Origin of the sequence: Commensalibacter sp. W6292M3 (assembly GCF_016101315.1) — a bacterium.
Lineage (GTDB): Bacteria > Pseudomonadota > Alphaproteobacteria > Acetobacterales > Acetobacteraceae > Commensalibacter > Commensalibacter melissae.
In genome coordinates this window covers 847,656-872,771 of record NZ_JACFQT010000001.1, presented here as the reverse complement: position 1 = coordinate 872,771, position 25,116 = coordinate 847,656, and the positions used below count along the sequence as shown (strand labels likewise).

The 25,116-nt window shown below is 36.4% G+C and carries 23 protein-coding genes and 1 tRNA gene; 18 read left to right on the top strand and 6 right to left on the bottom strand.

The features are described 5' to 3' along the window. The first annotated feature begins 27 nt into the window (after positions 1–27). Positions 28–1,428 (top strand): ATP-binding protein, encoded by a 1,401-nt coding sequence (locus tag H3T57_RS09205; RefSeq protein ID WP_198193260.1) that lies wholly within the window; start codon positions 28–30, stop codon positions 1,426–1,428. A gap of 2 nt (positions 1,429–1,430) precedes the next feature. Here the strand turns inward: H3T57_RS09205 and H3T57_RS03945 are convergent, their stop codons facing one another. Next, entirely contained in the window at positions 1,431–2,057 is a 627-nt protein-coding gene (locus H3T57_RS03945) for an outer membrane protein assembly factor BamE (protein WP_155580315.1), read from the bottom strand. A gap of 105 nt (positions 2,058–2,162) precedes the next feature. On the opposite strand from H3T57_RS03945, the gene H3T57_RS03940 reads away from it, so the two are divergent. From H3T57_RS03940 to H3T57_RS03910, 7 genes are all read left to right on the top strand, one after another. Continuing rightward, positions 2,163–2,693 carry a DUF177 domain-containing protein gene (locus H3T57_RS03940; protein ID WP_155580316.1) on the top strand — a complete coding sequence of 177 codons (531 nt, stop codon included), beginning with the start codon at positions 2,163–2,165 and terminating at the stop codon, positions 2,691–2,693. A gap of 227 nt (positions 2,694–2,920) precedes the next feature. Beyond that, positions 2,921–3,124: a 50S ribosomal protein L32 gene (gene rpmF, locus H3T57_RS03935; protein ID WP_155565337.1), complete on the top strand. Its 204-nt coding sequence runs from the start codon at positions 2,921–2,923 to the stop codon at positions 3,122–3,124. An 80-nt stretch (positions 3,125–3,204) separates the two neighbouring features. Continuing rightward, positions 3,205–4,245: a phosphate acyltransferase PlsX gene (plsX, locus tag H3T57_RS03930; protein ID WP_155565338.1), complete on the top strand. Its 1,041-nt coding sequence runs from the start codon at positions 3,205–3,207 to the stop codon at positions 4,243–4,245. Between the two features lie 35 nt (positions 4,246–4,280). Further along, positions 4,281–5,246 (top strand): beta-ketoacyl-ACP synthase III, encoded by a 966-nt coding sequence (locus H3T57_RS03925; RefSeq protein ID WP_155565339.1) that lies wholly within the window; start codon positions 4,281–4,283, stop codon positions 5,244–5,246. 112 nt (positions 5,247–5,358) lie between these two features. Further along, positions 5,359–5,664 (top strand): integration host factor subunit alpha, encoded by a 306-nt coding sequence (locus tag H3T57_RS03920; RefSeq protein ID WP_122123476.1) that lies wholly within the window; start codon positions 5,359–5,361, stop codon positions 5,662–5,664. Between the two features lie 11 nt (positions 5,665–5,675). Next, a complete protein-coding gene (locus H3T57_RS03915; RefSeq protein WP_198193259.1) occupies positions 5,676–6,230 on the top strand; it encodes a MerR family transcriptional regulator in 555 nt (184 codons plus the stop codon). Positions 6,231–6,281: 51 nt separating this feature from the next. Then, positions 6,282–6,355, top strand: a tRNA-Pro gene (locus H3T57_RS03910). 6 nt (positions 6,356–6,361) lie between these two features. Here H3T57_RS03910 and H3T57_RS03905 read toward each other — a convergent pair. Together H3T57_RS03905 and H3T57_RS03900 are read right to left on the bottom strand one after the other, a co-directional pair. After that, a complete protein-coding gene (locus H3T57_RS03905) occupies positions 6,362–7,468 on the bottom strand; it encodes an AI-2E family transporter (RefSeq protein WP_198184922.1) in 1,107 nt (368 codons plus the stop codon). A gap of 22 nt (positions 7,469–7,490) precedes the next feature. Further along, positions 7,491–9,584, bottom strand: a complete 2,094-nt coding sequence (locus H3T57_RS03900) for a S9 family peptidase (RefSeq protein ID WP_198193258.1) — start codon at positions 9,582–9,584, stop codon at positions 7,491–7,493. Positions 9,585–9,744: 160 nt separating this feature from the next. Here H3T57_RS03900 and glf point away from each other — a divergent pair, with 160 nt between their 5' ends. Together glf and purU are read left to right on the top strand one after the other, a co-directional pair. Continuing rightward, a complete protein-coding gene (glf, locus tag H3T57_RS03895; protein WP_198193257.1) occupies positions 9,745–10,899 on the top strand; it encodes a UDP-galactopyranose mutase in 1,155 nt (384 codons plus the stop codon). 323 nt (positions 10,900–11,222) lie between these two features. Then, a complete protein-coding gene (purU, locus tag H3T57_RS03890; RefSeq protein WP_122123480.1) occupies positions 11,223–12,101 on the top strand; it encodes a formyltetrahydrofolate deformylase in 879 nt (292 codons plus the stop codon). On the opposite strand, the gene H3T57_RS03885 is transcribed toward purU, so the two are convergent. Then, a complete protein-coding gene (locus H3T57_RS03885) occupies positions 12,102–12,950 on the bottom strand; it encodes an NUDIX hydrolase family protein (RefSeq protein ID WP_198193256.1) in 849 nt (282 codons plus the stop codon). 125 nt (positions 12,951–13,075) lie between these two features. Between H3T57_RS03885 and H3T57_RS03880 the strand changes: the two genes are divergently transcribed. The 5 genes from H3T57_RS03880 to H3T57_RS03860 all read left to right on the top strand — a co-directional run bounded on the left by H3T57_RS03880 (position 13,076) and on the right by H3T57_RS03860 (position 18,314). Next, the gene (locus tag H3T57_RS03880) at positions 13,076–14,899 is read left to right on the top strand and encodes an ABC transporter ATP-binding protein/permease (RefSeq protein WP_198193255.1); all 1,824 of its coding nucleotides are present in this window, start codon (positions 13,076–13,078) and stop codon (positions 14,897–14,899) included. A 149-nt stretch (positions 14,900–15,048) separates the two neighbouring features. After that, positions 15,049–15,351: a 50S ribosomal protein L28 gene (gene rpmB / locus H3T57_RS03875; RefSeq protein ID WP_110438924.1), complete on the top strand. Its 303-nt coding sequence runs from the start codon at positions 15,049–15,051 to the stop codon at positions 15,349–15,351. Between the two features lie 156 nt (positions 15,352–15,507). Next, positions 15,508–17,595 (top strand): elongation factor G, encoded by a 2,088-nt coding sequence (gene fusA / locus H3T57_RS03870; RefSeq protein WP_110439017.1) that lies wholly within the window; start codon positions 15,508–15,510, stop codon positions 17,593–17,595. Positions 17,596–17,837: 242 nt separating this feature from the next. Next, positions 17,838–17,984, top strand: coding sequence for a hypothetical protein (locus H3T57_RS03865; protein WP_198193254.1), 147 nt, complete (start codon positions 17,838–17,840; stop codon positions 17,982–17,984). 12 nt (positions 17,985–17,996) lie between these two features. Then, positions 17,997–18,314 (top strand): GNAT family protein, encoded by a 318-nt coding sequence (locus H3T57_RS03860; protein WP_347400966.1) that lies wholly within the window; start codon positions 17,997–17,999, stop codon positions 18,312–18,314. A gap of 161 nt (positions 18,315–18,475) precedes the next feature. Here H3T57_RS03860 and H3T57_RS03855 read toward each other — a convergent pair whose 3' ends face one another. Together H3T57_RS03855 and H3T57_RS03850 are read right to left on the bottom strand one after the other, a co-directional pair. Further along, complete coding sequence (locus H3T57_RS03855) at positions 18,476–18,742, bottom strand: GlsB/YeaQ/YmgE family stress response membrane protein (protein ID WP_110438926.1); 267 nt, start codon at positions 18,740–18,742, stop codon at positions 18,476–18,478. Positions 18,743–18,826: 84 nt separating this feature from the next. Beyond that, complete coding sequence (locus tag H3T57_RS03850; RefSeq protein WP_198193252.1) at positions 18,827–21,652, bottom strand: phosphoenolpyruvate carboxylase; 2,826 nt, start codon at positions 21,650–21,652, stop codon at positions 18,827–18,829. 126 nt (positions 21,653–21,778) lie between these two features. On the opposite strand from H3T57_RS03850, the gene H3T57_RS03845 reads away from it, so the two are divergent. From H3T57_RS03845 to sufB, 3 genes are all read left to right on the top strand, one after another. Then, a complete protein-coding gene (locus tag H3T57_RS03845) occupies positions 21,779–23,062 on the top strand; it encodes a DUF445 domain-containing protein (RefSeq protein WP_196424494.1) in 1,284 nt (427 codons plus the stop codon). 99 nt (positions 23,063–23,161) lie between these two features. Next, the gene (locus tag H3T57_RS03840; protein ID WP_198193251.1) at positions 23,162–23,584 is read left to right on the top strand and encodes an Rrf2 family transcriptional regulator; all 423 of its coding nucleotides are present in this window, start codon (positions 23,162–23,164) and stop codon (positions 23,582–23,584) included. Between the two features lie 38 nt (positions 23,585–23,622). Further along, complete coding sequence (gene sufB, locus H3T57_RS03835) at positions 23,623–25,110, top strand: Fe-S cluster assembly protein SufB (protein ID WP_198193250.1); 1,488 nt, start codon at positions 23,623–23,625, stop codon at positions 25,108–25,110. Positions 25,111–25,116 lie beyond the last annotated feature (6 nt).

Here is a 25,116-nt window from a genome sequence, read left to right as displayed (position 1 = left end):
AATTAATTAATAACAGAAAATATAATTGTGAAAAATTCATATACGAATTTAAAAATTCCAAATTATTTTATAAATCGTAAAGTTATTGTTGAACGCACTGTACGACGAATTTTGCCGCGCTCTTTATTTAGTCGTTCACTTTTGATGATTTTAATTCCATTGATTGTTACGCAAACAATTTCACTGGAATTGTTTTATGGTAATTATCTTAGTACTGTTTCTCGTCGTTTGACAGATACTGTTGGCAGTGAGGTTGAGTTCATCGTCAATCAGTTTAACCAAACTAATTCGAGAGTAAAATACAATCAGATTATTGAGGATGCACAAAAATATTTTCAATACTCGATTACCTGGCGCAAAGGTCAAATATTCCTTGGAAACTCAAGAAAAAAATCGAATATTATCGGACCTGTTGATGAGCTTCTCAATCAAACCCTGACGGATCGACTTGATGAGCGGTTTGTTGTTGACTGGTTCAGTATAAAAGATCAGGTCAAGATATCCATAGAATTAAAACAAAGTGTAGTGGACATTCTAATACCCAAAAAAAAATTAACGGCTGGTAGTGTTTGGCTTTTTATTTTCTGGATTGTGGGAAGTGCCTTGGTTTTGTTTATAATGACTTCTGTTTTTGCGTGGATACAGTTCAGGGCCATTCGAAGATTATCCAGATCTGTTGAAAAATTTGGTAAAGGGATTGATCCAGGTAATTTACATCCTGATGGTTCAAGAGAACTAAGGAATGCAGCAATTGCCTTTAATGTCATGCGTGAAAGAATTTTAAGATATGTCAAACAGCGTACTGTTATATTGGCAAGCGTTTCTCATGATTTGAGAACGCCTTTGACTCGATTAAGGCTGAGTTTAGCCATGCTCCCTCAAAAAGGAATGTTTAATGCTGAGGAACAGGTTCAGGATATCTTGGAAATGATTACCGACATTGAGGAAATGGAACAAATGATTTCTGCTTACCTTTCCTTTGCAAGGGGTGAAGGAACGGAAGAACCGGTTTTAACAGATGTTTCTCAGTTAATTAAAGATTGTGTTGCAGCAGCATCTCGGGCTGATACGCGATTTTTGTCAGTTGAAATTGATCATGACCTGCCAGATTTGATCATTAGACCTCATAGCATACGTCGAGTTTTTTCCAATATTTTAGATAATGCTAAAAGATATGGGGGGGATGTAAAATTAAAGGTTCATATGAAAGGAAAAGGAATACAGTTCATCATCGATGATGACGGTCCTGGAATAGAAATCGAAAGAAGAGAAAGTGTATTCACGCCATTTGAGACAGGTAATAGACAAAAAGGCACTGGATTGGGACTGTCTATTGCGAAAAATATAATTCAGGGACATGGTGGTGATATAAAATTAGAAACCAGCCCATTGGGAGGGCTGAGAGTAATGATATTTATACCCAGATAGGTTTATGGCAATGTATTTCCTGAGCTGCCAGGTCCACCCGTTGTAAGTGGATTGCTTGAGAAAGGACCACCGTTACTGTTCGGTCCGAAGGTACTTCCAAGTCCCATTGCACTTAGTGGAGAGTATTTGCCAATATTTCCTAATAATTGCTGGAAAAAATTAGTTTTTGTTCCAGGAGTTGGAGTTACCTCTGATACCATGCTGACATTTTTAGCGTCTCTTTTACCCAATTCTTGTATTTTTGTTAAAGTCCCACTCTCATTAAAATATAAGGAAAGCACTTTTTGTTTTTTTATTCCTGGATAGGAAAGCGGGACAAGATGAGTCATCATCGATATGTAAATCCAGTTATTATTATTAAATGTCGCGTAGGTTGTAGGAGATCCCAAAATGTCGATAACATCTGATTTACTGGTACTACCAACTTTTAATGCAGAAAGGTCATTTTTTTCAATTATTGTTCCTCTTGGCATTGGAGGGGGAGAGAGAACTGAGCAGGCGGAAAATAATAGACTGCAAGAGATTAAGGAACCTAAAATAATATTCTTGCTTGTTTTTTGCTTAAATTGAGGACAGGATTTACTATTAAGAAGGTATACAAGAGGTTTTTTGTTGAAGCTGGAAGGCATAATGAATACATGATCCTCAAGTTAAACGAAAAATTAATCTTATAATTAAAGAGGTATTGTAGTTTAAATTAAACTGCAACAAAAAAAAACATTAGAAAGAAAAAAATGAATAACTGTTGCGAGTTTTCAAAAAAAATATTTATCAATCAAATACAAAAAAAAGAATTCAGGGTTACCATTGAAGCAAATAAATCAGAAAGAAAGGCTTTGGCTGAGCGGTTTTCAATTCCTGAAATTCTTTTTTTGTCATGTTTTTATAAATTGGCTTATTTTCATGGTGGGCATATAAGGGCGCAGGGAATACTGAAAAGCAGCATAATACAAAATTGTGTTGTTTCCCTAGAGGATTTTCCGGTTGATATCGAAGATGGATTTGAGTTGATTTTTATACCTTTGTCTCAAGTTTCAAGTGAACTGGAGGAGCTGGATGATCCAGATATCATTCCTTATGATAATGACTATATTGACATTGGAGAAGTAACCGCACAGCAACTAGCATTATTACTGGATCCTTATCCTCATAAGCCAAATGTTGAAAAAAAACTGATAATCAAAGAGAAAGATTTGGAAATACAAGGGACTAAATGTAAAAAAGACAGTCCATTTAAAATTTTGGAAAAATTGAAAAAGGATTAAAAATTATTTTTTTATAATATATTTGTATATTAATATTCTTGTCATTTTAATCAATTAAAGTATATTGTTTTTCAAAAGTGTTAGGGAAACCTTGATACGCTTTTTCAAGCTTGCTTAAAAGTCGATATTCTGTTAGACAGGTTGCTTCAATTTGAAAGTTCAATCATGTCGAATGAAATTGGTTATACTGGTTAAATTATTAGATAAATTAGGATAGGAGGGATCCCATGGCTGTTCCAAAGAAGAAAACGTCACCATCACGTCGTGGAATGCGTCGTAGTCATCATGCTTTACGCACTGAGGCTTATGGTGAATGTGCAAATTGTGGTGAACTGAAACGTCCACATCATGTATGTAGCCACTGTGGCTATTATGATGGTCGTGAAGTCGTCGCTGCCGGAGATGCTTTGAAGACCGCAGTACATCAATAAGACTGGAAAGCGTATTATAAATACCGATAACAACATTTTGATGTTAAGTTTAATGGTTTTTATAAATTGTAACTGTATTTATGACTGCAGAATCAGATATTCAAACGAAGCCTCAATATGATCTTGCGATTGATGCAATGGGGGGGGATCATGCCCCTGAAATTGTTATCAAGGGTCTTGAGATTACAGCCGTTAGACATCCAGAAGCAAAAATACTGTTAATCGGAGATAAAGAAAAATTGTCTCCGTTACTGAAAACATATTCCAAGGCAGCCAAAATATGCGATGTTCAGCATACAGACGTGGCTGTTCCAATGGAAATGAAACCCACTTCCGCTTTGAAATTACGAAATTCATCTATGCGTCTTGCCATGCAAAGTGTTGCATCGCAACAAGCCAAAGGGGTTGTTTCTGCCGGAAACAGTGGTGCAATGTTAGCACTGGCACAGGTTATCGTTAAAACGATGCCTGGTATTGCACGCCCGGCAATGGCTGCGATTACTCCAACAGCTAAGGGTGATATTGTAATGCTGGATCTGGGGGCGAATGTTTCCTGTGACAGTCGAAACTTGGTTGATTTTGCCATAATGGGTAACGCTTTTGCAAAAGCTGTGCTTGGTTTGCCTAAACCCACAATTGGACTTTTAAATGTTGGTTCAGAAGAATTGAAGGGTGATGATCGTCTTAGAAATGCAGCCGAAGTGTTGCGGAATAGCCCTTTGTCCGGACAATTTTATGGATTTGTAGAGGGACACGATATAACGGCAGGTACAACAGATGTTGTTGTTACAGATGGATTCACTGGAAATATTGCATTAAAAACAGGTGAGGGTGCCCTCAAACTCGTTTTTCACCTTTTAAAACAAGTTTACAGTTCTGGCTTGCGAGGAAAGTTGGGTTATCTGTTTGTTCGACCCGGATTGGAACGTATGCGTGAATGGCTGGATCCCAAACGTTATAATGGGGCAATTTTCGTCGGTCTAAACGGGGTTGTTGTGAAATCTCATGGAGGTACGGATGAAGAAGGTTTTGCATATGCCGTGGATGTTGCGATGGATATGATCAAGCACGGATTTTATGAAGAAATCCTTACGGGTTTATCACAGGTAAATCCACAGTAATATCGGTTATATTAAATTAAAGGGTTTCTATAGGGATGATTTATCGTTCACAACTTGTTGGATTTGGTGGATATTTACCTAAGCGTATCTTAACAAATGATGATTTGACATTGATGGTAGATACATCTGATGAGTGGATTCGTGAACGTACAGGTATTCGCGAACGTCATATTGTCTCGGAAGGTGAGACATGTGTTTCCATGGCTGTTGAGGCCGCAAGGCAGGCAATTGAATATGCAGGGATGAGTGTGCAGGATATTGATGCAATTGTTGTCGCGACTTGTACACCTGACAAAATATTTCCAAGTACTGCGGTTGAAATTCAAAAAGCGCTTGGAATAAAAAAGGCTTTTGGATTTGATGTTTCATCTGCCTGTGCTGGATTTGTATTTGGATTATCAGTTGCAGATAATTTTATTCGTTGTGGACAGGCAAAAAATGTATTGCTGATAGGTAGTGAGGTGTATTCTCGAATTCTTGATTGGAAGGATAGAAGGACCTGCGTTTTGTTTGGTGATGGTGCGGGTGCTGTTGTTTTAAGTGCTGTTAACACGGAGACCGAGAGAGGAATTCTTGGATGCTATTTGCATACGGATGGTCAATATGCGGATTTATTATATGTGGAAGGCACACCAGCAAAATTTCAAGATCAATGCTTTTTACGTATGAAAGGACAGGAAGTTTTTCGTCATGCAATAACAAAACTATCCGAGGTTATTGAAGAAGCGCTAAATGATCACAATCTAATATATCGTGATATTGATTGGTTGGTTCCACATCAAGCAAATTTACGGATTATTTCACGTATGGGTGCAAAAATCAAATTACCCTCTGAAAGGGTGATTGTAACTGTTGATCGGCATGCCAATACGTCTGCGGCATCCATACCGTTGGCCTTGAATGAAGCGGTAAGAGATAATCGTATGAAAAAAGGTGATTTAATTGTAATTGAAGCAATAGGAGGCGGTTTAAGTTGGGGGTCTGCATTGGTAAGATTGTAAATATATTTTTAAAAAATTAATTTAAAAATAATACAGAATTTATTTGGTAACACTATTGAATGAATGGTGTTAGACTTGTCATTTCAGTAACGGATTGTAATTATTTTAGACTATGCAAACTTTAACTCGTGCAGGATTAATTGAAAAACTTTATAGTCATATTGGCTTGTCCCGTAGTGAATCAGCTCAATTGCTAGAAACGGTTTTGGAAAAAATCGTTGTAACCCTGGAAAAGGGTGATTCGGTTAAAATCAGTGGATTTGGTACTTTTTCTGTCCGAAGAAAAGGAAACAGAATTGGGCGTAATCCTAAAACAGGTGTCGAGGTTGAAATTGAACCCAGATATGTTTTGAGTTTTCGCTCCAGTCAGAAATTGAAAAAAAATGTTAATGAGGGTATGATTAAAAAATCTTCTTGAAAGGATAAATAATGACCCAAGGTAACTCTGCTCAGATTATTAGTCAATCGAATGAAAAAGTAGATCCTGATTCAGAAGATAATGGAGTTACCAAAAAAGAACCTGGGGCTTTCCGTACTATTAGTGAAGTGGCTGATGAAATTCATGTACCCCAGCATGTTCTGCGTTTTTGGGAAACGCGTTTCCCTCAGGTACAACCGATAAAACGAAGTGGTGGTCGTCGTTATTACCGTGTTGAAGATATAACGCTTCTAAAGTATATATCTGAACTTTTATATATCCAAGGATATACGATAAAAGGTGTTCAGCGTCTTTTACAAGAAGAATTATTGAATAATAAAGTTTCGGATAATGAACAATTAAATTTTAAATCGGAATCTGATATATCGATAACAAATGAATCTCAATCCCCAAATGATGATCTGACAAATACAGATGAAAATAATCAGCAAGATTTATGTAAGGAATTGGAAAAATTGAAAAATGAAAAATCAATGCTGATTGATTCATTAAAAAATGTTTTGGTTGAGTTGCAAGAATTGAGAAAAATAATAGCTGAGGCTTAATTTTATATTGATCCAAATAAAATTGACTGCTATATGGCTGTATAGATTTGACGGGCAGTAGCGCAGTCTGGTAGCGCATCAGTCTGGGGGACTGGGGGTCGTGGGTTCGAATCCCGCCTGCCCGATATTCGTTAATATTTTCTTTTTTCAGCTGTCCAATTGTTCCATAACATAATTATGGCGGCCATTATCGCTGGACCGATAAATAAACCAATCATCCCCCAAGATTCCAGCCCTCCCAAAATACCGATTAATACCCATATAAATGGTAATTTTGTTGAGCCACCAATCAAAGCTGGTCTGATAAAATGATCTGCAATAAAAATAATGATGCAGCCAACAATCAGTATAGTTAAAGCGATCAAATAGGAAACTTGAAAAAAAGCGATAAACGCAACTATACCAATGGCAATCAGGGGGCAAAAAGGGATCATTGCAGCCAAGGCTGTCAATATGCCCAACAATGCCGCATGCGGTATATGCAGAAAATAGTATAGGGTTCCGAGAATGATACCCTGTCCTAGCCCGACCAGAACTAGTCCCGAAACTGTTCCATGAACTGATGAGATCATTTGTTGAGCAATTGTTTCTCCTTGTTTGCCAAACAATCGTCTCGAACCTGATTTGCATTGATGAATAATTGATTCTCCATCTTTAAAAATAAAAAATAAGGTTAAAATTGAAAAGAAAAACAGTAAACCTCTATGAAGGATTTGTGATCCTATTTTTTGTGTAACATATACTCCATGACTTAGATGCAAATTGGAAATTAGTGTCGAGGCAGAAGATGGATCTTCAAGGTTTTCTTTCCACCAGTGAATGATATTATTGTTTATAACTGGGATTTTATTAAGCCACTCGGGTGGTGGTAAACCCTCACGACTAATTTTAATGACCCAACTTATGCCTGTTTGCAAATCTTTTGTTGCTTCAAGTGCTATAAAACCCAGGGGAAGAAGAAAAACCAGGGTAATAAAACAGGAAAAAATAAAGGGTAGTATAAAATTAAATCGTTCATAGGGCCATTTTTGCTTGACAGTTTTGTAAAATGGCCAGCATGCTATGGCAAAGATAATTCCCCAAATCAGGGAAAACAAAAAGGCTTTAATGGTGTATAGACCAAATAGTATCAATACGATACTTAAACAACTGTGAGCGATAGTTTGATTATGGATTTGCTCTGCCAGTGACAATTGGCGCGAAATTTTTCTATTGATTATATGATCATCTTGGGACACGTTAATTATTCCCCAATATCCGTTATAATTCTTTTTTGATAATGGAAATGGCGAAGGCCTGAATGAAGGCGGCCTCTTTTAAGGCTGTATATCGACCTGCAGCTCCCCCGTGCCCTGAATCCATATTTATTTTTAAAAGCAAGGGATTGGACGATATATTGTGATCTCTTAGTTTTGCAATCCATTTTGATGGTTCCCAATAGGTAACACGGGGATCAGTCAGGCCTCCCATTGCAAGTATGGCAGGATAGTCTTGTTCTTTTATATTATCATAAGGTGAATAACTGGCTATATATTGATATGCTTTTGAATCTTTGATAGGATTGCCCCATTCTGGCCATTCTGGAGGTGTGAGTGGTAAAGTAATGTCTGACATTGTGTTTAATATGTCTACAAAAGGAACAACGGCAATGATTGCCGCAAAAAGATCAGGGCGTTCATTGGCTATATATCCCATTACCATACCGCCTGCTGATCTTCCGTCAGCAATGATTTTTTTTGGCTGTGTATAATTTTGTTCAACAAGATAATCGGCACAGCAAATAAAATCGGTAAAAGTGTTTATTTTGTTGAAGCGACGCCCCTCCATAAACCAATTCCAACCTTTTTCTGATCCGCCACGAATATGGGCTATGGCATAAATCCACCCTTGGTCGATATAATTTAATGCTGTTATGGAAAAAACAGGGTCAATGGCATATCCGTATGATCCGTAACCATAAAGAAGGGTTGGGTTTTTACCGTTTAATTTAATATCTTTACGATAGGTCAAGGTCATGGGAATTTTTTCACCGTCGTTTGCAATAGCCCATATTCTTTTTGATTCGTAAAGGCTTGAATTATAACCGCAAGGAATTTTTTGCTGTTTAATGATTTCTTTTTTACCAGTTGGAATATGAAAACGATTCCAGCATCGTGGAGTTGTAGGAGACTGATAACTGTATCGTAACCATTCTGTATCATATTCAAGCGTTTCATCCAAGGAAAGAAGGTATGCATCTTGATCACCTGTGATAATTGCATTTTCATCGTTTGTATTGGTGATAATTATTTTTGTATTAACCTCATGACGTTCCAATCTTATAAAATAATTTTTAAACGCCTTGAATTCCATTAGGTAAACATCAGGATTATGATTAATCCAATTTTGCCAATTTTTTTTTTCTATTTTATCCTGTATAAAATTATTCGGTATGGGTAATCGCATGAGTTTAAAATTGTATGCATTATCTTCATTTGTATAAATAATAAAATGATTGTTCCAATCTGTTATTTTGTAAAAAACACCTGTTCGTCTTTTTTTAAAACATATTGCTGCATGTGTGGGGTGTTGTCCCGATATGATCCAGACCTCGCTGGTATCATGATTACTGGCTGTTATATAAATCCATTGGTTGGAAAGACTACGCTCAATATTAATAAAAAAGCCTGAATCTTTTTCTTTATAAACTAGAGTATCTTGAGAAGTGGCTATATGATGTCTGTAAATTGCGGTAGGTCTGCCTTGATCATCGCGATAGACCCAAAATATATACTGACTGCATGGTGAAAAAGAGTAAGATCCAGAACAGGGTGAAATGGATTGTGGTAATATATCTCCTGTCTCCAGATTTTTAATTTTTAAATACCAAATTTCTGAGCCTTGGGTATCTTCAATATAGGCAAAGTATTTATGGTTAGGGCTGTGTGAAACCGAGCCTATTTTATAATAATCAATAGTACTTGCCTGAATATTTGGATCAATAAGCAATTGTTCTTCAAAATCATGAATTGATTTTCGATAAAAACACTTATGCTCTTTTCCCTCTTCAAATCGTGAATAATATATCCAGCTACCGTCAGGAAGTTCAGGGCTGCTTTCTTTATCAGCCAATTTTGATTTCAAGGAAAGAAAAAGCTTGTTTTGTAACGGTTTAGTCTGCTGCATTATTTTATTAGCATAATTATTTTCCTGCTCAAGATATTGTTTTATCTCTTTTTTTAGTTTTGAAGGATTGGACAAAACTTCCTGCCAATTATCATCTTTTAACCAGGCGTAAGGATCAGTTCTTGTAAATCCCAGTTGTTTTATGATTTTCTCTTTTTTAGGTGCTTTTGGCGGAAGAATTGATGACATAAGCTAGAACATTTCCTCTTTTTCAAATAATTTGCATAAGAGATAAGATTATCATATTTTATCTGGATTAATGAAATAATTAATTATTAGAAAATTGATAATTTCAGATTGATAATGTAAATTCTGTATATTTTGATAAATAGTTTTGAAGGTGGTATGAATGTCAGAAAAAAGAGTTTTAATCGTTGGTGCCGGTTTTTCCGGTGCTGTGATTGGCCGTATTCTTGCAGAAAATGACTGGAATGTGCATATTATTGATGAACGATCCCATACTGCTGGAAACTCATACTCCGAACGGGACAAAGATACAGGAGTCATGGTACATATTTACGGTCCCCATATATTTCATACAGATAATGAAGACGTATGGAATTTTGTAAATAAATATTCAGAAATGATGCCCTATGTCAATCGTGTGAAGACCACAGTTAAGGGACAGGTTTTTTCATTACCGATTAATCTGCACACGATTAACCAATTTTTCCAGAAAGCATTATCTCCTGATCAAGCAAAAGAACTTATTGCCGAAAAAGGTGATAAGTCAATTAAAGAGCCTGAGACATTTGAAGAACAGGCTTTGAAATTTGTTGGTAAGGAATTATATGAAGCTTTTTTCAAGGGTTATACCCTTAAGCAATGGGGACTGCATCCCTCTGAATTGCCAGCATCTATCTTAAAGCGTTTACCTGTTCGTTTCAATTATGACGATAATTATTTCATTCACAAATTTCAGGGAATGCCAAAAAGGGGCTATACAGATTTGGTAGATAATATTCTTGATCATCCTGGAATTAAAATTTCTTTGAATACAGTTTTTGATAAGGAAAAAGCAAAAAATTATAAACATGTATTTTATAGTGGTCCATTGGATGGTTATTTTCATCATCAATATGGTCGTTTAGCATACCGAACCCTGGATTTCGAAAGATTCACATATCAGGGTGATTTCCAGGGAACTGCTGTAATGAATTATGGAGAGGAAAGCGTTCCATATACCCGTATAACAGAGCATAAATATTTTGCTCCTTGGGAAAGTCATGAAGGCTCGGTTTGTTATAGAGAGTATAGCCGTTTATGTACAGAAAAAGATTTGCCTTACTATCCAATACGTCTTGTAGGTGAAATGAATCAGTTGGATCAATATATAGAATTGGCCGAAAAGGAACCTGATATTACATTTGTTGGACGACTGGGAACCTATCGTTATCTTGATATGGATGTAACCATTGCAGAAGCAATGAAAACAGCAAGATTATTTTTGAAATCCATTGAAAATAATGAAAAAATGCCAGTATTTACAGTCAGTATGAAGTAATTCATATTCATATTGCCTAAATCTATCTAAAAAATAATCGCTATTTCAATGTTAAATCGACTTGCTTTAATTTTAGCGATTATAAATTATTCTAATCAAAAATATTTATAGTCAACGGCAATAGTTTATCAAATTTTTTTATAATAATTCGTAATTTACGATATCTTTCGTTATTTATAAAATTTACGTAAAATTGTTTAGATTCATAATTTTTTAGAATTTAAAAAATTTTGAAGAATTCGTAACAGCTTTTGTTTGATTTTTTAAAGTGCTCTATATAGGTTCTTTTGAAGACATACATTAACTATATAGTTTTAAAATCGATGAGTGATTCAATAAAATCAAAACAAAATCAATATGTTTTAACACTTTCTTGCCCTGATAAACCAGGTATTGTTTCCGCAATTTCCACAGGATTATTTGAAGCTCAAGCCAATATTGTTGAGTCGCAGCAGCATGATGCTCTTTCGGGTTATTTTTTTATGCGTGTTGTGTTCACCCTAGAGAGCAATAAAAAAAATTATCAATGGTTATATTCCAGATTGGAGGCTATTGCTGCCCAATTTAAAATGACATGGTTCTTGCATGATCGGGAACGTAAAAAACGTGTGTTGTTGATGGTATCAAGATTTGATCATTGTCTGGTTGATCTTTTATATCGATGGAGAATAGGGGAACTGGCAATCGAACCCAGTGCAATTGTTGCAAATTATCCATATGAAGATTATGGTCATATTGATATGCAAGATGTACCATTTTATTATCTTCCTATTCTTAAGGATACCAAAAGAGAACAAGAAACGAAATTGTGGGATATTATTAAGGAAACCCGGACAGAGCTTGTTGTTCTTGCGCGCTATATGCAAATTCTGTCTCCTGAAATGGTAAAAAAATTGGCGGGTCAATGTATAAATATACATCATTCCTTTTTACCCGGCTTTAAGGGTGCAAAAGCCTATCATCAGGCTTATGAACGAGGGGTTAAATTGATTGGTGCAACAGCACATTATGTAACCGAGGATCTTGATGAAGGTCCAATTATAGAACAGGACGTTGAACGGGTCAGTCACAATGACACCCCTCATGACCTTATCCGTAAAGGAAGGGATATTGAAAGACGAGTTCTGGCAAAAGCCGTGCGTTATCATATTGAAGACCGTGTTCTTTTAAATGGTCACAAAACCGTTGTATTTTCGGATTGATCAGGGAAACAATTTCCCTCTCAATCCAGTTTTTATGCGATGGGTATACTGAGAATTCTTTGCAATGATGCCCATGCGAATAAAAAGGTCGATTAATACAAGATTGACATTAAATTTGAAATCATCTGTTTCGCATACTTGATGGTAAACATCTTCTAATTTTTTTAATTGGAAAGATTCAACCTCTCCATCATTGGGAACCGGTTGAAAATCTTCCGGCAACCATAGATCATAGCAATATAACACATCTCGCCTTAACCCTTCAGGTCTGATCATGCTATAAGTAATCAGTGATTTATATTCCGCATTTATCATGAGGGCGTTCGGAATGCTTGCTTCTTCACGTGCTTCTTTTTCTAGAGTGTTGTCATGGGTAAATCCTGCTGGTATACCTCCCGCGACGATATGATCCAGTTTTTCAGGATCAAGCCGTTTATACTTTGCCCGTTTCGCGATCCACAAATAAATTTGATTTCTTTTCTTAACCAAACCATTGAGATGAACTCCAGTTCCAATCAGTCCAAGATCAGGAATAACGGCACGATCAATTTTTCCAACCGGTTTAGCATATGGTGAGGGATAGACATCAAAAAGTTCATTCATGGAGCGAACCATATTATTTTCAATTAGTTGATTACCCAGCATCTCGATTGAATATTGTGCTGGTAAAGTACAAATATTATTTTCTTCCATAACAACATGATGTTTTTGGAGAGTATCCATAAATGAAGGTCGAACCCATCCTATGATCTGATTATGCGCCTTGAAAGGTAAAAAATCTTTTTGTAACTTGGCGGTGTTACATTTTTTTATATGACGAAATAAATTTTTAAATTCAATAGGTTGCATTAAAAATCTCTTATATTTCTTTAATAGTTTTTTTATTTCAAAGTTATCTATTTTTATATTTTTTCATTTTTGGGGTAAACACTTCATATATATTGATAAAACAATTACAATCTTTTGAAAATAACATGTCACGATATTCCAAATTTTCCTATGTCGACAAAGAAAGCACTCGTTCAGGATGGTCTACTTTACTAGAGCTCTTGACCTATTTGTGGCCTCGTCAGCATATAACGTTGAAAATTCGCTTTATCTTTGCGATGGTTTTGATGATTGTTGCCAAAATCATAGCCTTGGGTGTTCCTTATCTTTATAGCAAGATTGTGGATTATTTTTCCCAGAATAATCATGAAATAATTTATGTGCCGATTTATCTTATTGTTGGATATGGATTGGTTAGGATTTTTTCCAGTTTATGTTCGGAATTGAAAGACACGGTTTTTGCGCCATTACGATTTCGGGTGATGCGTATAATAACCCTAAAATGCTTCGAGCATGTTCAAAGACTTTCACTAAAATTTCATTTAAATCGAAGAACCGGAGCAATTACACGGGCTATTGAGCGGGGTGGTGAGGGAATTGAAACAATTTTGAGAGTGGGTATATTCAGTATCATTCCAACAGTTATTGAAACCTTGATGGTTCTCGGTGTGATTGCTCATTTGTATAACGGATATTATACACTTGTTGTCTGTCTTGCAATATTAGCCTATTTTTTCTTTACGATTTGGTTTACATCTCGGCGTATCAAGATTCGTCGAAAAATGAATGAAATTAATAATGAAGCCAACAATCGTGCCTTGGACAGTTTGTTGAATTATGAAACTGTTAAATATTTTTGTAATGAAGCCCATGAAATAAGACGATATGATGAAGCATTGGCACATTATGAAAAAGCTTCCATTAAAACACAAATAACGCTCAATATCCTGAATTTTGGTCAATCTTTCATTATAGCCATTGCATTGACATTTATTATGTTAATGGCAGCACGTGACATTGTCAGTTATCATTTTACTGTCGGAAAATTTGTCTTGATTAACACCTATTTGATGCAGCTTTATCAGCCCTTGAATTTTCTTGGCAGTATCTATTCTAATTTGCGAAAATCAATTGTTGATTTGGAAAATATGTTTTCTCTTTTGGCACAGCCAATGGATATCAATAATCAAGAATGCGCCAAATCACTTCCAACTGAATTGGTGAATGCGGGGCCTGCCAAAATTGAATTTAAAGATGTTTTTTTTGGTTATGATCCCTCTAGGGAAATTTTGCATCATGTAAGCTTCCTGGCGGAACCAGCCCAGCAAGTTGCCATTGTTGGTCCAACAGGAGCCGGGAAATCAACAATTAGCCGTTTGCTGTTCCGTTTTTATGATGTTACATCCGGCGCTGTATTGATCGATAATGAGGATATACGGTCTTATAAACAGGATGATTTGAGAAAGGCCATTGGAGTTGTACCTCAAGATACGGTTTTGTTTAATGATTCAATCGGTTACAATATTGCTTATGGTAAATTAGGAAGTTCACAAGCAGAAATTGAAAAAGCAGCAAGGCTGGCTCAAATCCATGATTTTATTGTTGGTTTGCCCGAGGGATATAATACTCAGGTGGGAGAAAGAGGGTTAAAACTTTCCGGTGGCGAAAAACAAAGGATAGCTATTGCAAGAACGATATTGAAAAATCCAAGGATGTTAATCCTGGATGAGGCAACAAGTGCGTTGGATAGTCAGACAGAAAAAGAAATACAGCAGGCTCTTTTCCAGGTTTCTCAGGGTAGAACCGTGATTACAATAGCTCATCGTTTATCAACAATTATTCATTCGGACATGATTCTGGTTATGATGGATGGGAAAATATGCGAACAGGGAACTCATGAATTCCTGCTTGCAAAAAATGGTTTTTATGCCAATATGTGGTCTATACAGAGTCAACATTCTGATAAATAGGCTAGAAATAGTGAAAATTTTTAATTTTGAGGTTTAAAATTTGGATTTTTACTTGACTATTTCGTGAATTTTAGTCATAGGGCTAAACTAAGTATTTTTTATTTGCCAAACATTAAGTCTTGGCTTTCACAATCCGAGGATGAAAACAAATGTCTCGCCGTTGCCAAATCACAGGCAAAGGTGTGTTGACAGGAAATAATGTCAGTCACGCCAATAACAAAAACCGTCGCCGTTTCCTGCCTAATCTGCAGGATTATTCCTTAAGGTCCGATATTTTGGGTCAACAAATACATTTACGCGTCACAACGCATGGTCTCCGTACCATTGAACATAATGGCGGTTTAGACAATTTTCTGCTAAATACACCGAATCGTAAGCTTACAGAAGAGGCTTTAGTGATTAAACGCCGTATTCTTCAGGCTCAGGAAAAAAAATCAGCAGTAGCTGCTTAAATTTTTAAAAAATTGATTATCTAGTAATTAAATAACTTCCTTGATTTAATCTTAAGGGAGTTATTTTGAGTTAAAAAAGGAAATTATTCTTTTAATCTTATGATTTGATGAATATATTTTCTGAATATTTTTCTATCGTTTGTGGAGGTTTTACTTTTGTCCGACCATTCTGATCTTTCTAAAATCCGTAATATAGGTATTACCGCGCATATCGATGCGGGTAAAACAACGACAACTGAACGTATTCTATATTATACAGGTGTCTCCCATAAGATTGGTGAGGTCCACGAAGGGAACACCACCACTGACTATATGGCACAGGAACGCGAAAGAGGGATTACCATTACTTCCGCTGCCGTTACCTGTGAATGGAACAAGCATCGTATCAATATTATTGATACTCCGGGCCATATTGACTTTAACATTGAAGTTAACCGTTCATTGCGCGTACTTGATGGTGCGGTTTTCATTATCGAGGGTGTTGCTGGTGTCCAACCTCAGTCTGAAACGAATTGGCGTTTGGCTGACCGTTATAATGTCCCTCGCATTATTTTCATTAACAAGTTGGATCGTACAGGTGCAAATTTTGAATATGCTTTCAGCACTTTAAAAGATAAGCTGGATATTGTCGCTATCCCTCTACAGCTTCCGATTGGTGCGGAAGAAAATTTAAAGGGTGTTATCGACCTTGTCAATATGAATGCCATTATATGGGAAGGTGATGATCTTGGTGCCAAATACAATATTGTTGAAATCCCTGCTGAATTAAAGGAAAAGGCAGAAGAGGCACGTCAAAATCTTCTGGACACCGTTTTGGCTGTTGATGATGCGGCTATGGAAGAATATTTTGACAAAGGTGATGTTTCTGTCGAGGTTTTAAAGAAATGTATTAAAAAAGGTACCATTTCTGGTGAATTTCGTCCGGTTCTTTGCGGTTCTTCTTTCAAGAACAAAGGTGTTCAGCCTTTGTTGGATGCAATTGTTGATTACCTTCCTGCTCCTGATGATGTGGAAGGAATTCGTATTGCACCTCCTGAAGATGAAGAGGTTGATGAAAATAAATTACCAATCATTCCCGTTGATCCAAATGGCAAATTTGCCGGTTTGGCTTTCAAAATCATCAATGATAAATATGGTTCTCTAACTTTCGTACGTGTTTATCGTGGTATCTTACGTTCTGGTGACACGGTTTTGAACACAACCCATGGTCATAAAGAGCGTATTGGACGTATTTTCCAAATGCACGCTGATAAACGTATAGAAATCAAGGAAGTGCATGCTGGTGATATTGCCGCTTTTGTTGGATTGAAGGATACGAAAACAGGGGATACTTTGGCAGATCCGGCAGATCCGGTTGTTTTGGAACGCATGCAATTTCCAGTACCTGTTATCGATATTTCTGTCGAACCAAAAACCAAGGAAGCGGTTGAAAAAATGACACTTGCGCTTCAGAAATTGGCGGCAGAAGATCCATCTCTACAGTTAAAGACAGATCAGGAAACGGGGCAAACAATTCTTTCAGGTATGGGTGAGTTGCATCTTGATATCATCATTGACCGTTTACGTCGTGAATATGGTGTTGATGCGAATATTGGCGCACCACAGGTTGCATATCGTGAAACCATTACTCAGTCTCATACAGAAACCTACACCCATAAAAAACAGTCTGGTGGTGCGGGTCAGTTTGCTGAAGTCAAAATTATTTTCGAACCTACTGAACGAAATGAGGGAATTATATTCGAAAATAAAATTGTTGGCGGTGCGGTTCCCAAGGAATATATCCCAGCTGTTGACAAGGGTATCAGAAATCAGGCATCTACCGGTGTATTAGCGGGATTTCCAACTGTAGACTTTAAATTTACGCTTGTTGATGGTAAATATCATGACGTTGACTCTTCTGCATTGGCGTTCGAGATTGCCGGTAAAGCCTGTTTCCGTGAAGGAATGAAAAAAGCTGGTCCAGTCATTCTTGAACCTATCATGGATGTCGAAATCACCACACCCAATGATCATGTTGGTGATGTTGTTGGTGACTTGAACCGTCGTCGCGGAATGATTCAAAGTCAAGAAACTTCTGGAAGCACTGTCATGGTTCGCGCTTTCGTTCCATTGAAAGAAATGTTTGGCTATATTTCTGATCTTCGTTCAATGACCAAAGGTCGTGCATCCTTTACAATGCAATTCCACCATTATGATCCAGTTCCCCGTAATGTTGCGGATGAAATTATTAGTCAATCTGCCTGATTTTAAATAACAATTTGATACGATTCAAAACAGCCTTTTATATAAAAGGCTGTTTTTTTATGAATTGTATGTAATGAAATAAATATCTTCGGTTTTATTTGTATAAATTTAAAAATTATATCATGATTGATTTCTATCAAATAATTTTTGAAATTTCATGGGAATTTATTAAAGTGAATTTTCTTTCTCTTTTTTCAAATCAAGATATCAAAATTGGTCAAAATGGGATTTGATTAGAACCGTTGACTTATTTTCATACAAAAGGATTGCAGGCGGCAAGTCAAGAAGGTGATTTATGGAAACTTCGTGTTACTGTTATTCCTCATCCTTCTAAAGTTAAAAATTATATTAATGAAGCTTTGGAGGCAATGGAACGTCAAGAGTGTTAACCTTTTGCCGTTATTGATGAAAATACAGGAAAAGTTTTGGGTACAACTAGCTTTTTTGAAATTGTCCCTGATGTGCGACGTTTGGAAATTGGCTATACATGGTATGCAAAATCTTTTCAAGGAACTCATGTAAACACAAATTGTAAATATTTATTGCTAGAATATGCTTTTGAAAAATTGCAAGCCAATACCGTCGTTTTACGAACTGATATTTTTAATTTCAAAAGTCAAAGAGCAATTGAACGACTTGGTGCAAAAAAGATGGAATTCTACGTGGTCATATTCTTAGACAGGATGGTACTTTGCGCGATACCATTATTTACACCATAATTTCAAGTGAATGGACAAACGTCAAAGTACATATATCCGCTTTGTTAAATAAGTTATATTAATGAATATTCACATATTAGAAGTATTTTAAATCAGATAAAAATAAGTGAGAGGCAATATTGATATGAGAGTTAAATATTGCCTCATGTCAAATAATATTTTTAATAACTGGTATTCCCTTTATGTTCCATAATTTTTTTATAAATAAAAAGAATGATAACAGCTCCTACAATTGAAAATAATATTCCAGCTTTTTCTCCATCACGATAGAAATGAAGAAGCTCACCTAACCAAGTTGCCAAAGCGGAACCGGCAATTCCTAAAAGAACGGTGATAATAAATCCGCCCGGCTGTTTTCCAGGCATAAGTAATTTTGCAATACCACCAATAATAAACCCAACAATAATAGCGCCAATTAAAGAAAACATAAGTTACTCCCTTGAACAAAACTATCTTGTTGTATAGTGTAAACGATTTTTTACTAAAACAATAGATTTATTATTATCTTTTATTTATCCGAATGCATGTAATCGATGAATGAGAGCGATTGAAATTTCCCTGACCAAATCGAAATTATATTGCATGGGTTTAAATATTTGACGGTCATCCATTGCATATGCACCTTCATTTCTTGGACCTTTTGGTTCATAAAAATATAGATCGGATACATGTTCAGATGCTTGTGGAAAGATATGATTGACGAGCATATGCAAAACCGAGGGTATTTCCAAACACAAGATTTTAATATCCAAATGTTCTCTGTTATAACCGTTAAATGGAGAGAAATATGGAATCTTGGTTGATAACATCCAGATTTTTTCAATTAATGCCAATCGGATAGCATGTAACAGGATTTCCTTATCATCCATGATTGGCGTATTTTTCCAAATTGACAGAAGAATAATATGATCTTTCTGTATGCGATGAAAAGTTGCCTGGGTACTCGACCAGCAATCTAGTCGTTGCAATCCGTTTGCCAGCGCCATATAGGATTCCTGTATCACAGGATTTTTTTCAGTTGCAGCCCGATCTAGCCAGATGCCGGGATCAAGCATATAGATTCCGGCTCTCAAGACAGATGCATCGGAGTGTTTAAGGGCATGAAAGGCAAAATCGAGGGATTGCCTGAACCGTTTGCTGTTTGTCAGCATTTCTTCAAATGTATCGGGGTTGGCCGACATTGCGGTTCCCAAACCTTGAAGTACATTAGCACACCAACCCAATTGTTGTAGAATTGCATTGTTAGGAATAGCACGCAATTCCCTTGGATGTTTTATGTAACTTCTTCCTGCTGCTGTATCATTTTGGCGAACTGCCGGTCTTGACCCCGTTTGATCGATGAGGGAGGGACCAAATGTGCTTAACAAGGTTCCATATCCCTTGTCATTAATCAATTCATTCATGGATGCGTTGATCGTTGAAAAAAAATCTGCATTAAAATCTTTTTCATCATAGATGGGATCATGGTCAACCTTATCAAAATCGTAGATATGCTCTGCTATGATACTGATTGTGGCATTGGCCAGCAATTGTGTGCCAAAAAGTAAATATCCGTCTCCACCTTGAAAAGCCGTTTCTTGTCTGCTTCGTATACCAAGTTTATGAAAATATTGCTCAGTAATTTTTGGGGATAGATATTCCAGACGATCTTGCATGCTGAATGGATGACCACCACGACCAATACTTTCGCCATGTGTATCGAATAGAATAAGTTGAATATTTGATAATTGATATTTAGCCAAAAGTTTAGCAATTTTTTTGCGTAATTTTTCAATCTGATATGTGGCTGCAATTTGACCAATAAATCTGCCGGAATCAGAATACCCAAATTGCAGGCATAACTTGCCCGTTTTTTTCAAGTAATTACGCCAATGCGGTGATCTCAGGGCTTGTTCAATAATCTTGTCGCCATGATTGAGGGCATAATCTGTTTCAAATAATGGCGAAATCTCGATATTTTTCTCAATCCCAAATAATCTTGCAAGCCAAAGGGCCATAAGTAATGTAAAACCGCTTTCTGTTTCGGCAATTAAAAAGCGAATAGGGGTTTTGCTATCAATATGTTTGAGTATCTGGGTTAACAGCATCATTAATATGCTTGCCGAGGCTTTTTCTGTTAGCAAGGCACCAAAATCCACAGGAACAGGGTCAATTTTATCCAAGGCTGTATTTATCGTATTAAAAAGCGTTCTTGTATGAGAAGGATTTTCAGGATTACTGGTTATTCCCAATCGTTGACGGGCCATATTGTGAATTTGGGTGGAATTAAGTCTAACATGGGAATGTGAAAGACTTAAACCATGAGTGACAAAACCCGCCTTCGCGATCAATAAATCAATAATGAAATTATCATCAACATCGTTTATGGCTTGATCAAAAAGAGGAAGAAGCTGATCGTGTGAAAGAATTGATTCATGACGGTTTTCAATCAATAATCGGGAAAAATTTGAAAACTGATCAGGGTCAGGCTTTAAAGGACAGTTATGAATTTGATCCTTGACATGGTTTAGGGCAATTGCAACAGTATTTTTTAATTGGTCGACACCATTTGGGATGTTGTCTAATTGCTGATATAGACGTTCCAATTGTAGTTTTTTCATCTGTAGGCGTATGAGTAAACTATCCCACCAGCCTATGTCGCTTCGGCCATCCGTATCATATCCTACCCAACTGCTCAGTAAAATTGGACTGGGATTCAGATTGGTCCAATGGTCAGGCCAATATTCCTTCGCTGTCTCAAAAAGTGTATAATTGAACAGATCCAAAGCGTTTCGTCCCCTAACAATAGCATTATTTGCAAGTTGAAGTTCCTCTTTCAAATCAGGGGGGGCAGATCGTCTGTGAGTCGTAAAAAAGGGAATATCTGTGTCATCATCTATAGGATGACTGGCCATATCTGCCAAGGCTGTGTAAACCGGATTGGCAAGGGAAAAGGTTGGATGTGCCGTAAATATTGCGGCGAATTTGGTAGTTTCAACTAATTTCTTGAAATTTTCAAAACTTGTTTCCTTATTTTTTTCGTTTGCGTAATCGGATTGCTGGATCAATTTTTTTATGACGGTTTCGATACGTTGCCGAATATTATCTTTAGTGGGATTGTAAAGGTATTTTTGCAAATGTTTGGCATGTGACAAAAAAGCGGAATCTCTCAATTTCTGGATTATTTCTTTGAGATTTTCTGTAGTGAGATCATTTGACTCTAATTTTTGGTTAATTTTCTGTGCTAAGGTCAGGACAGGATTTTCTGTTGGTTGGTGATCTTTTTTTGATCTCAATTGATTGGTTAACTGTAGCAGCTCATCAAGTATCTGGGAAGAGGAGTTCGTTGATTCCGTCATGATCCAAAATTATCCATTACTAGTTTTATATAATTAAATCTGTTTTAATATGATTAATTATTATAAAGAGAAATAAAAGGTATAAATTCACGATAACAATAATTACACGAAAAAATGTTGAAGGCGATGAATAAAGTTTCAAGTTCGGATGAACACGTAAAAATAATTTTCCTACGCTATCATCGATTGGCAACTTTTTTGCTGTTAATCATGGGATGTATAACTTTATTAGGCTATTATCTGACGACTTATACAGGAATCAAACATAATTTCTGGGTTGAATTGATTTTGGCTGGTAGCCAGGCTGGATTTATCGGTGGATGTGCTGATTGGTTTGCGGTGACAGCATTATTTCGACATCCCATGGGTTTGCCCATTCCTCATACCGCAATTCTACCAAAACAAAAAAAACGTCTAGGATACGGGTTGGGATGGTTTATAGCTCAGTATATTTTTACTGAGAAAGACATCACTCTGATTTTGAAAAAAATGGATCTTCCAAGTTTTTTGGGAAAATATTTGGATAAAACAGAGAATATTGAATATCTGAGCAGTGTTTTGTTGAAATCTCTTCCTGATTTTCTTGATCGGATTGAAGATGGTCGGATCAGCAACTTAATAACAAAAATTATAAATCGTCTTTTGAGTGGAGAATCAATCTCACCTTTTATCGGTAGAATCATAAGAACAATGCTTGATATTGATCAGCATCAAGACATAATTTCATTCATTTTGGAAATTCTTAAAAAAACGCTTAAAGAAAAGGAATCAAGCCTCAGGGAAATGATTCATAGTCGAGTGGAAGAACAGGGTGGTCGTTTTCTGGGATGGATGATCGGTGATTCAATTGCGACAAAAGTTTTGGTCGCTGTAAATAAGGAAATGGATCGGATAGATCCACATAATGATGCTGTAAGAGAAAAAATCGGTCAGTGGATAAAGGATGAAATTGATAAAATTGAGAATGACCCTGAACGTGTCAAAAATATATCTGAAGCTTTTAGACAAATTGTAAATCATGAAAGTATACAGGAATGGCGTGAAAATCTTTGGAAAAAAATTAGAAAATTTATTCACGATGATGCAAGGAATGAGGATGGATGGTTTAGGAACGTGATTATTGATTCAATTCATTATTTTTCTGAACTGCTACAGAAAGATCCCAAAATCAGAAAAAAAATAAACAAGGCGATATTGAAACTTATTTCAAGATCATTACCAAATTTTAAGGAAGGGTTGATCCGTTTTACTGAAACTGCTGTTTCACAATGGGACAGTCAAGCGTTGGTTGATCGACTTGAATGTCGAATAGGCAAGGATTTGCAATATATACGGATAAATGGTTCTATTGTAGGTTTTTCAATCGGAATAATCTTTTTTTTATTTGTTAAACTGTTTTTTAATCCTTAAACTGTTGTATTATAAAAAAATAAAAAAAACTTTTAAATCGATAAAAATGGACTTATATAGTCCTATATAATATGTTTTATTTGATCGAATTGATAAATTATGTTGAAACTATCCAAACTTATTGATTATGCAACGATTATTATCATAAGCCTTGATCAATATAAAACTGTTGTCTCTTCATCCACACTTGCTACGAGAACACATATTCCTGAACCTACTGTGGCCAAGATACTGAAAATGCTGACCAAGGCTTCCTTGACAAAATCTTCGCGAGGACCGGGAAGTGGATATTATCTATTGAATGAGCTTAGTGAAATTTCTCTTGCTACGGTTGTTAGAATTATTGAGGGACCCATTAAGTTGGTTGATTGTAAAAAGGATGATTGTCGTATTGAGAATGAAGAGTGTATTTTATATGGAAAATGGGAAATATTGAATTATCAAATAAAAAATGTTTTTGAAACTTTAACTTTGGCAGATTTAAAAAAGAGTTCTGCCAGATTTGACTTAAATAAGAATTAACAAATTCAAGAAACAAACATTTAGAAACAGAGCATATTATGAATAAACATGTCCAAGATGAGGCCTTGTTGAAGCAGCTTAAGACAGATACCTACAAGTGGGGGTTCGAAACGGATATTGAAATGGATATCCTACCCAAGGGACTTGATGAAAATGTTATCCGTTCAATTTCTGCTCGCAAGAATGAGCCTGATTGGATGCTGGAATGGCGTTTGAAAGCCTATCGGATGTGGATGAACATGGAGGCTCCAACATGGGGTAAGTTCAAACATCCTGAAATTGATTTCCAGGACTTGCATTATTATGCAGCGCCAAAAAAGAAAAAAGGACCAAAGTCTCTGGATGAGGTCGATCCCGAATTGTTAAAAACATATGCTAAATTGGGTATACCCTTAAAAGAACAGGAAATTTTGGCGGGGGTTGAAAAACCGGAAAATGGAGAGATTGTACCTGTTGCCATTGATGCAGTTTTTGATAGTGTCTCTGTTGCCACGACGTTTAAAGAAACTCTTGCGAAAGCGGGAGTGATTTTTTGTCCAATTTCAGAAGCTATACAATCTTATCCAGATTTGGTTAAAAAATACCTTGGTAGTGTGGTGCCACAGGGAGATAATTTTTATTCAGCCTTGAATTCCGCTGTTTTTACTGATGGTTCATTTGTATATGTTCCGAAAGGTGTGAAATGCCCTATGGAACTTTCAACTTATTTTCGTATAAATGCAAAAAATACCGGACAATTTGAACGTACGCTCATTATTGCTGATGATGCTTCTACCGTATCATATTTGGAGGGATGCACAGCTCCTCAACGGGATGAAAATCAATTGCATGCTGCTGTTGTAGAACTTGTGGCCATGAGTGAGGCTTTTATAAAATATTCCACAGTCCAAAACTGGTATCCGGGTGATAAAAATGGTAAGGGGGGAATTTACAATTTTGTTACCAAGCGTGGTGCTTGCCGTGGTGTACGATCACGTATCTCATGGACACAGGTTGAAACCGGATCGGCAATTACCTGGAAATATCCTTCCTGCATTTTACAAGGGGAAGGATCAATCGGGGAATTTTATTCTGTAGCGGTAACAAATGGGTATCAGCAGGCTGATACCGGTACAAAAATGATTCATATAGGAGCTAATTCACGTTCCACCATTTTGGCAAAAACCATTAGTGCAGGAAAATCTGACAGTACATATCGTGGATTAGTTAGAATGATGCCAAAAGCCCGAAACAGTCGCAATTTCACTGAATGTGACAGTTTACTGATCGGAAATAATTGCGGTGCACATACAGTTCCCTATATTGAAAGTAAAAATAGTTCCGCCAAAATTGAACATGAAGCAACAACTTCGAAGATTTCCGAAGAACAGTTATTTTACTGTCAACAGCGTGGATTAACCAAGGAAGCGGCAATCGGATTAATTGTGAATGGGTTTTGTAAAGATGTTTTAAAAGAGCTTCCAATGGAATTCGCTGTAGAAGCGCAACAGCTTTTACAGATAAGTCTTGAAGGAAGTGTGGGTTAGTTTAAA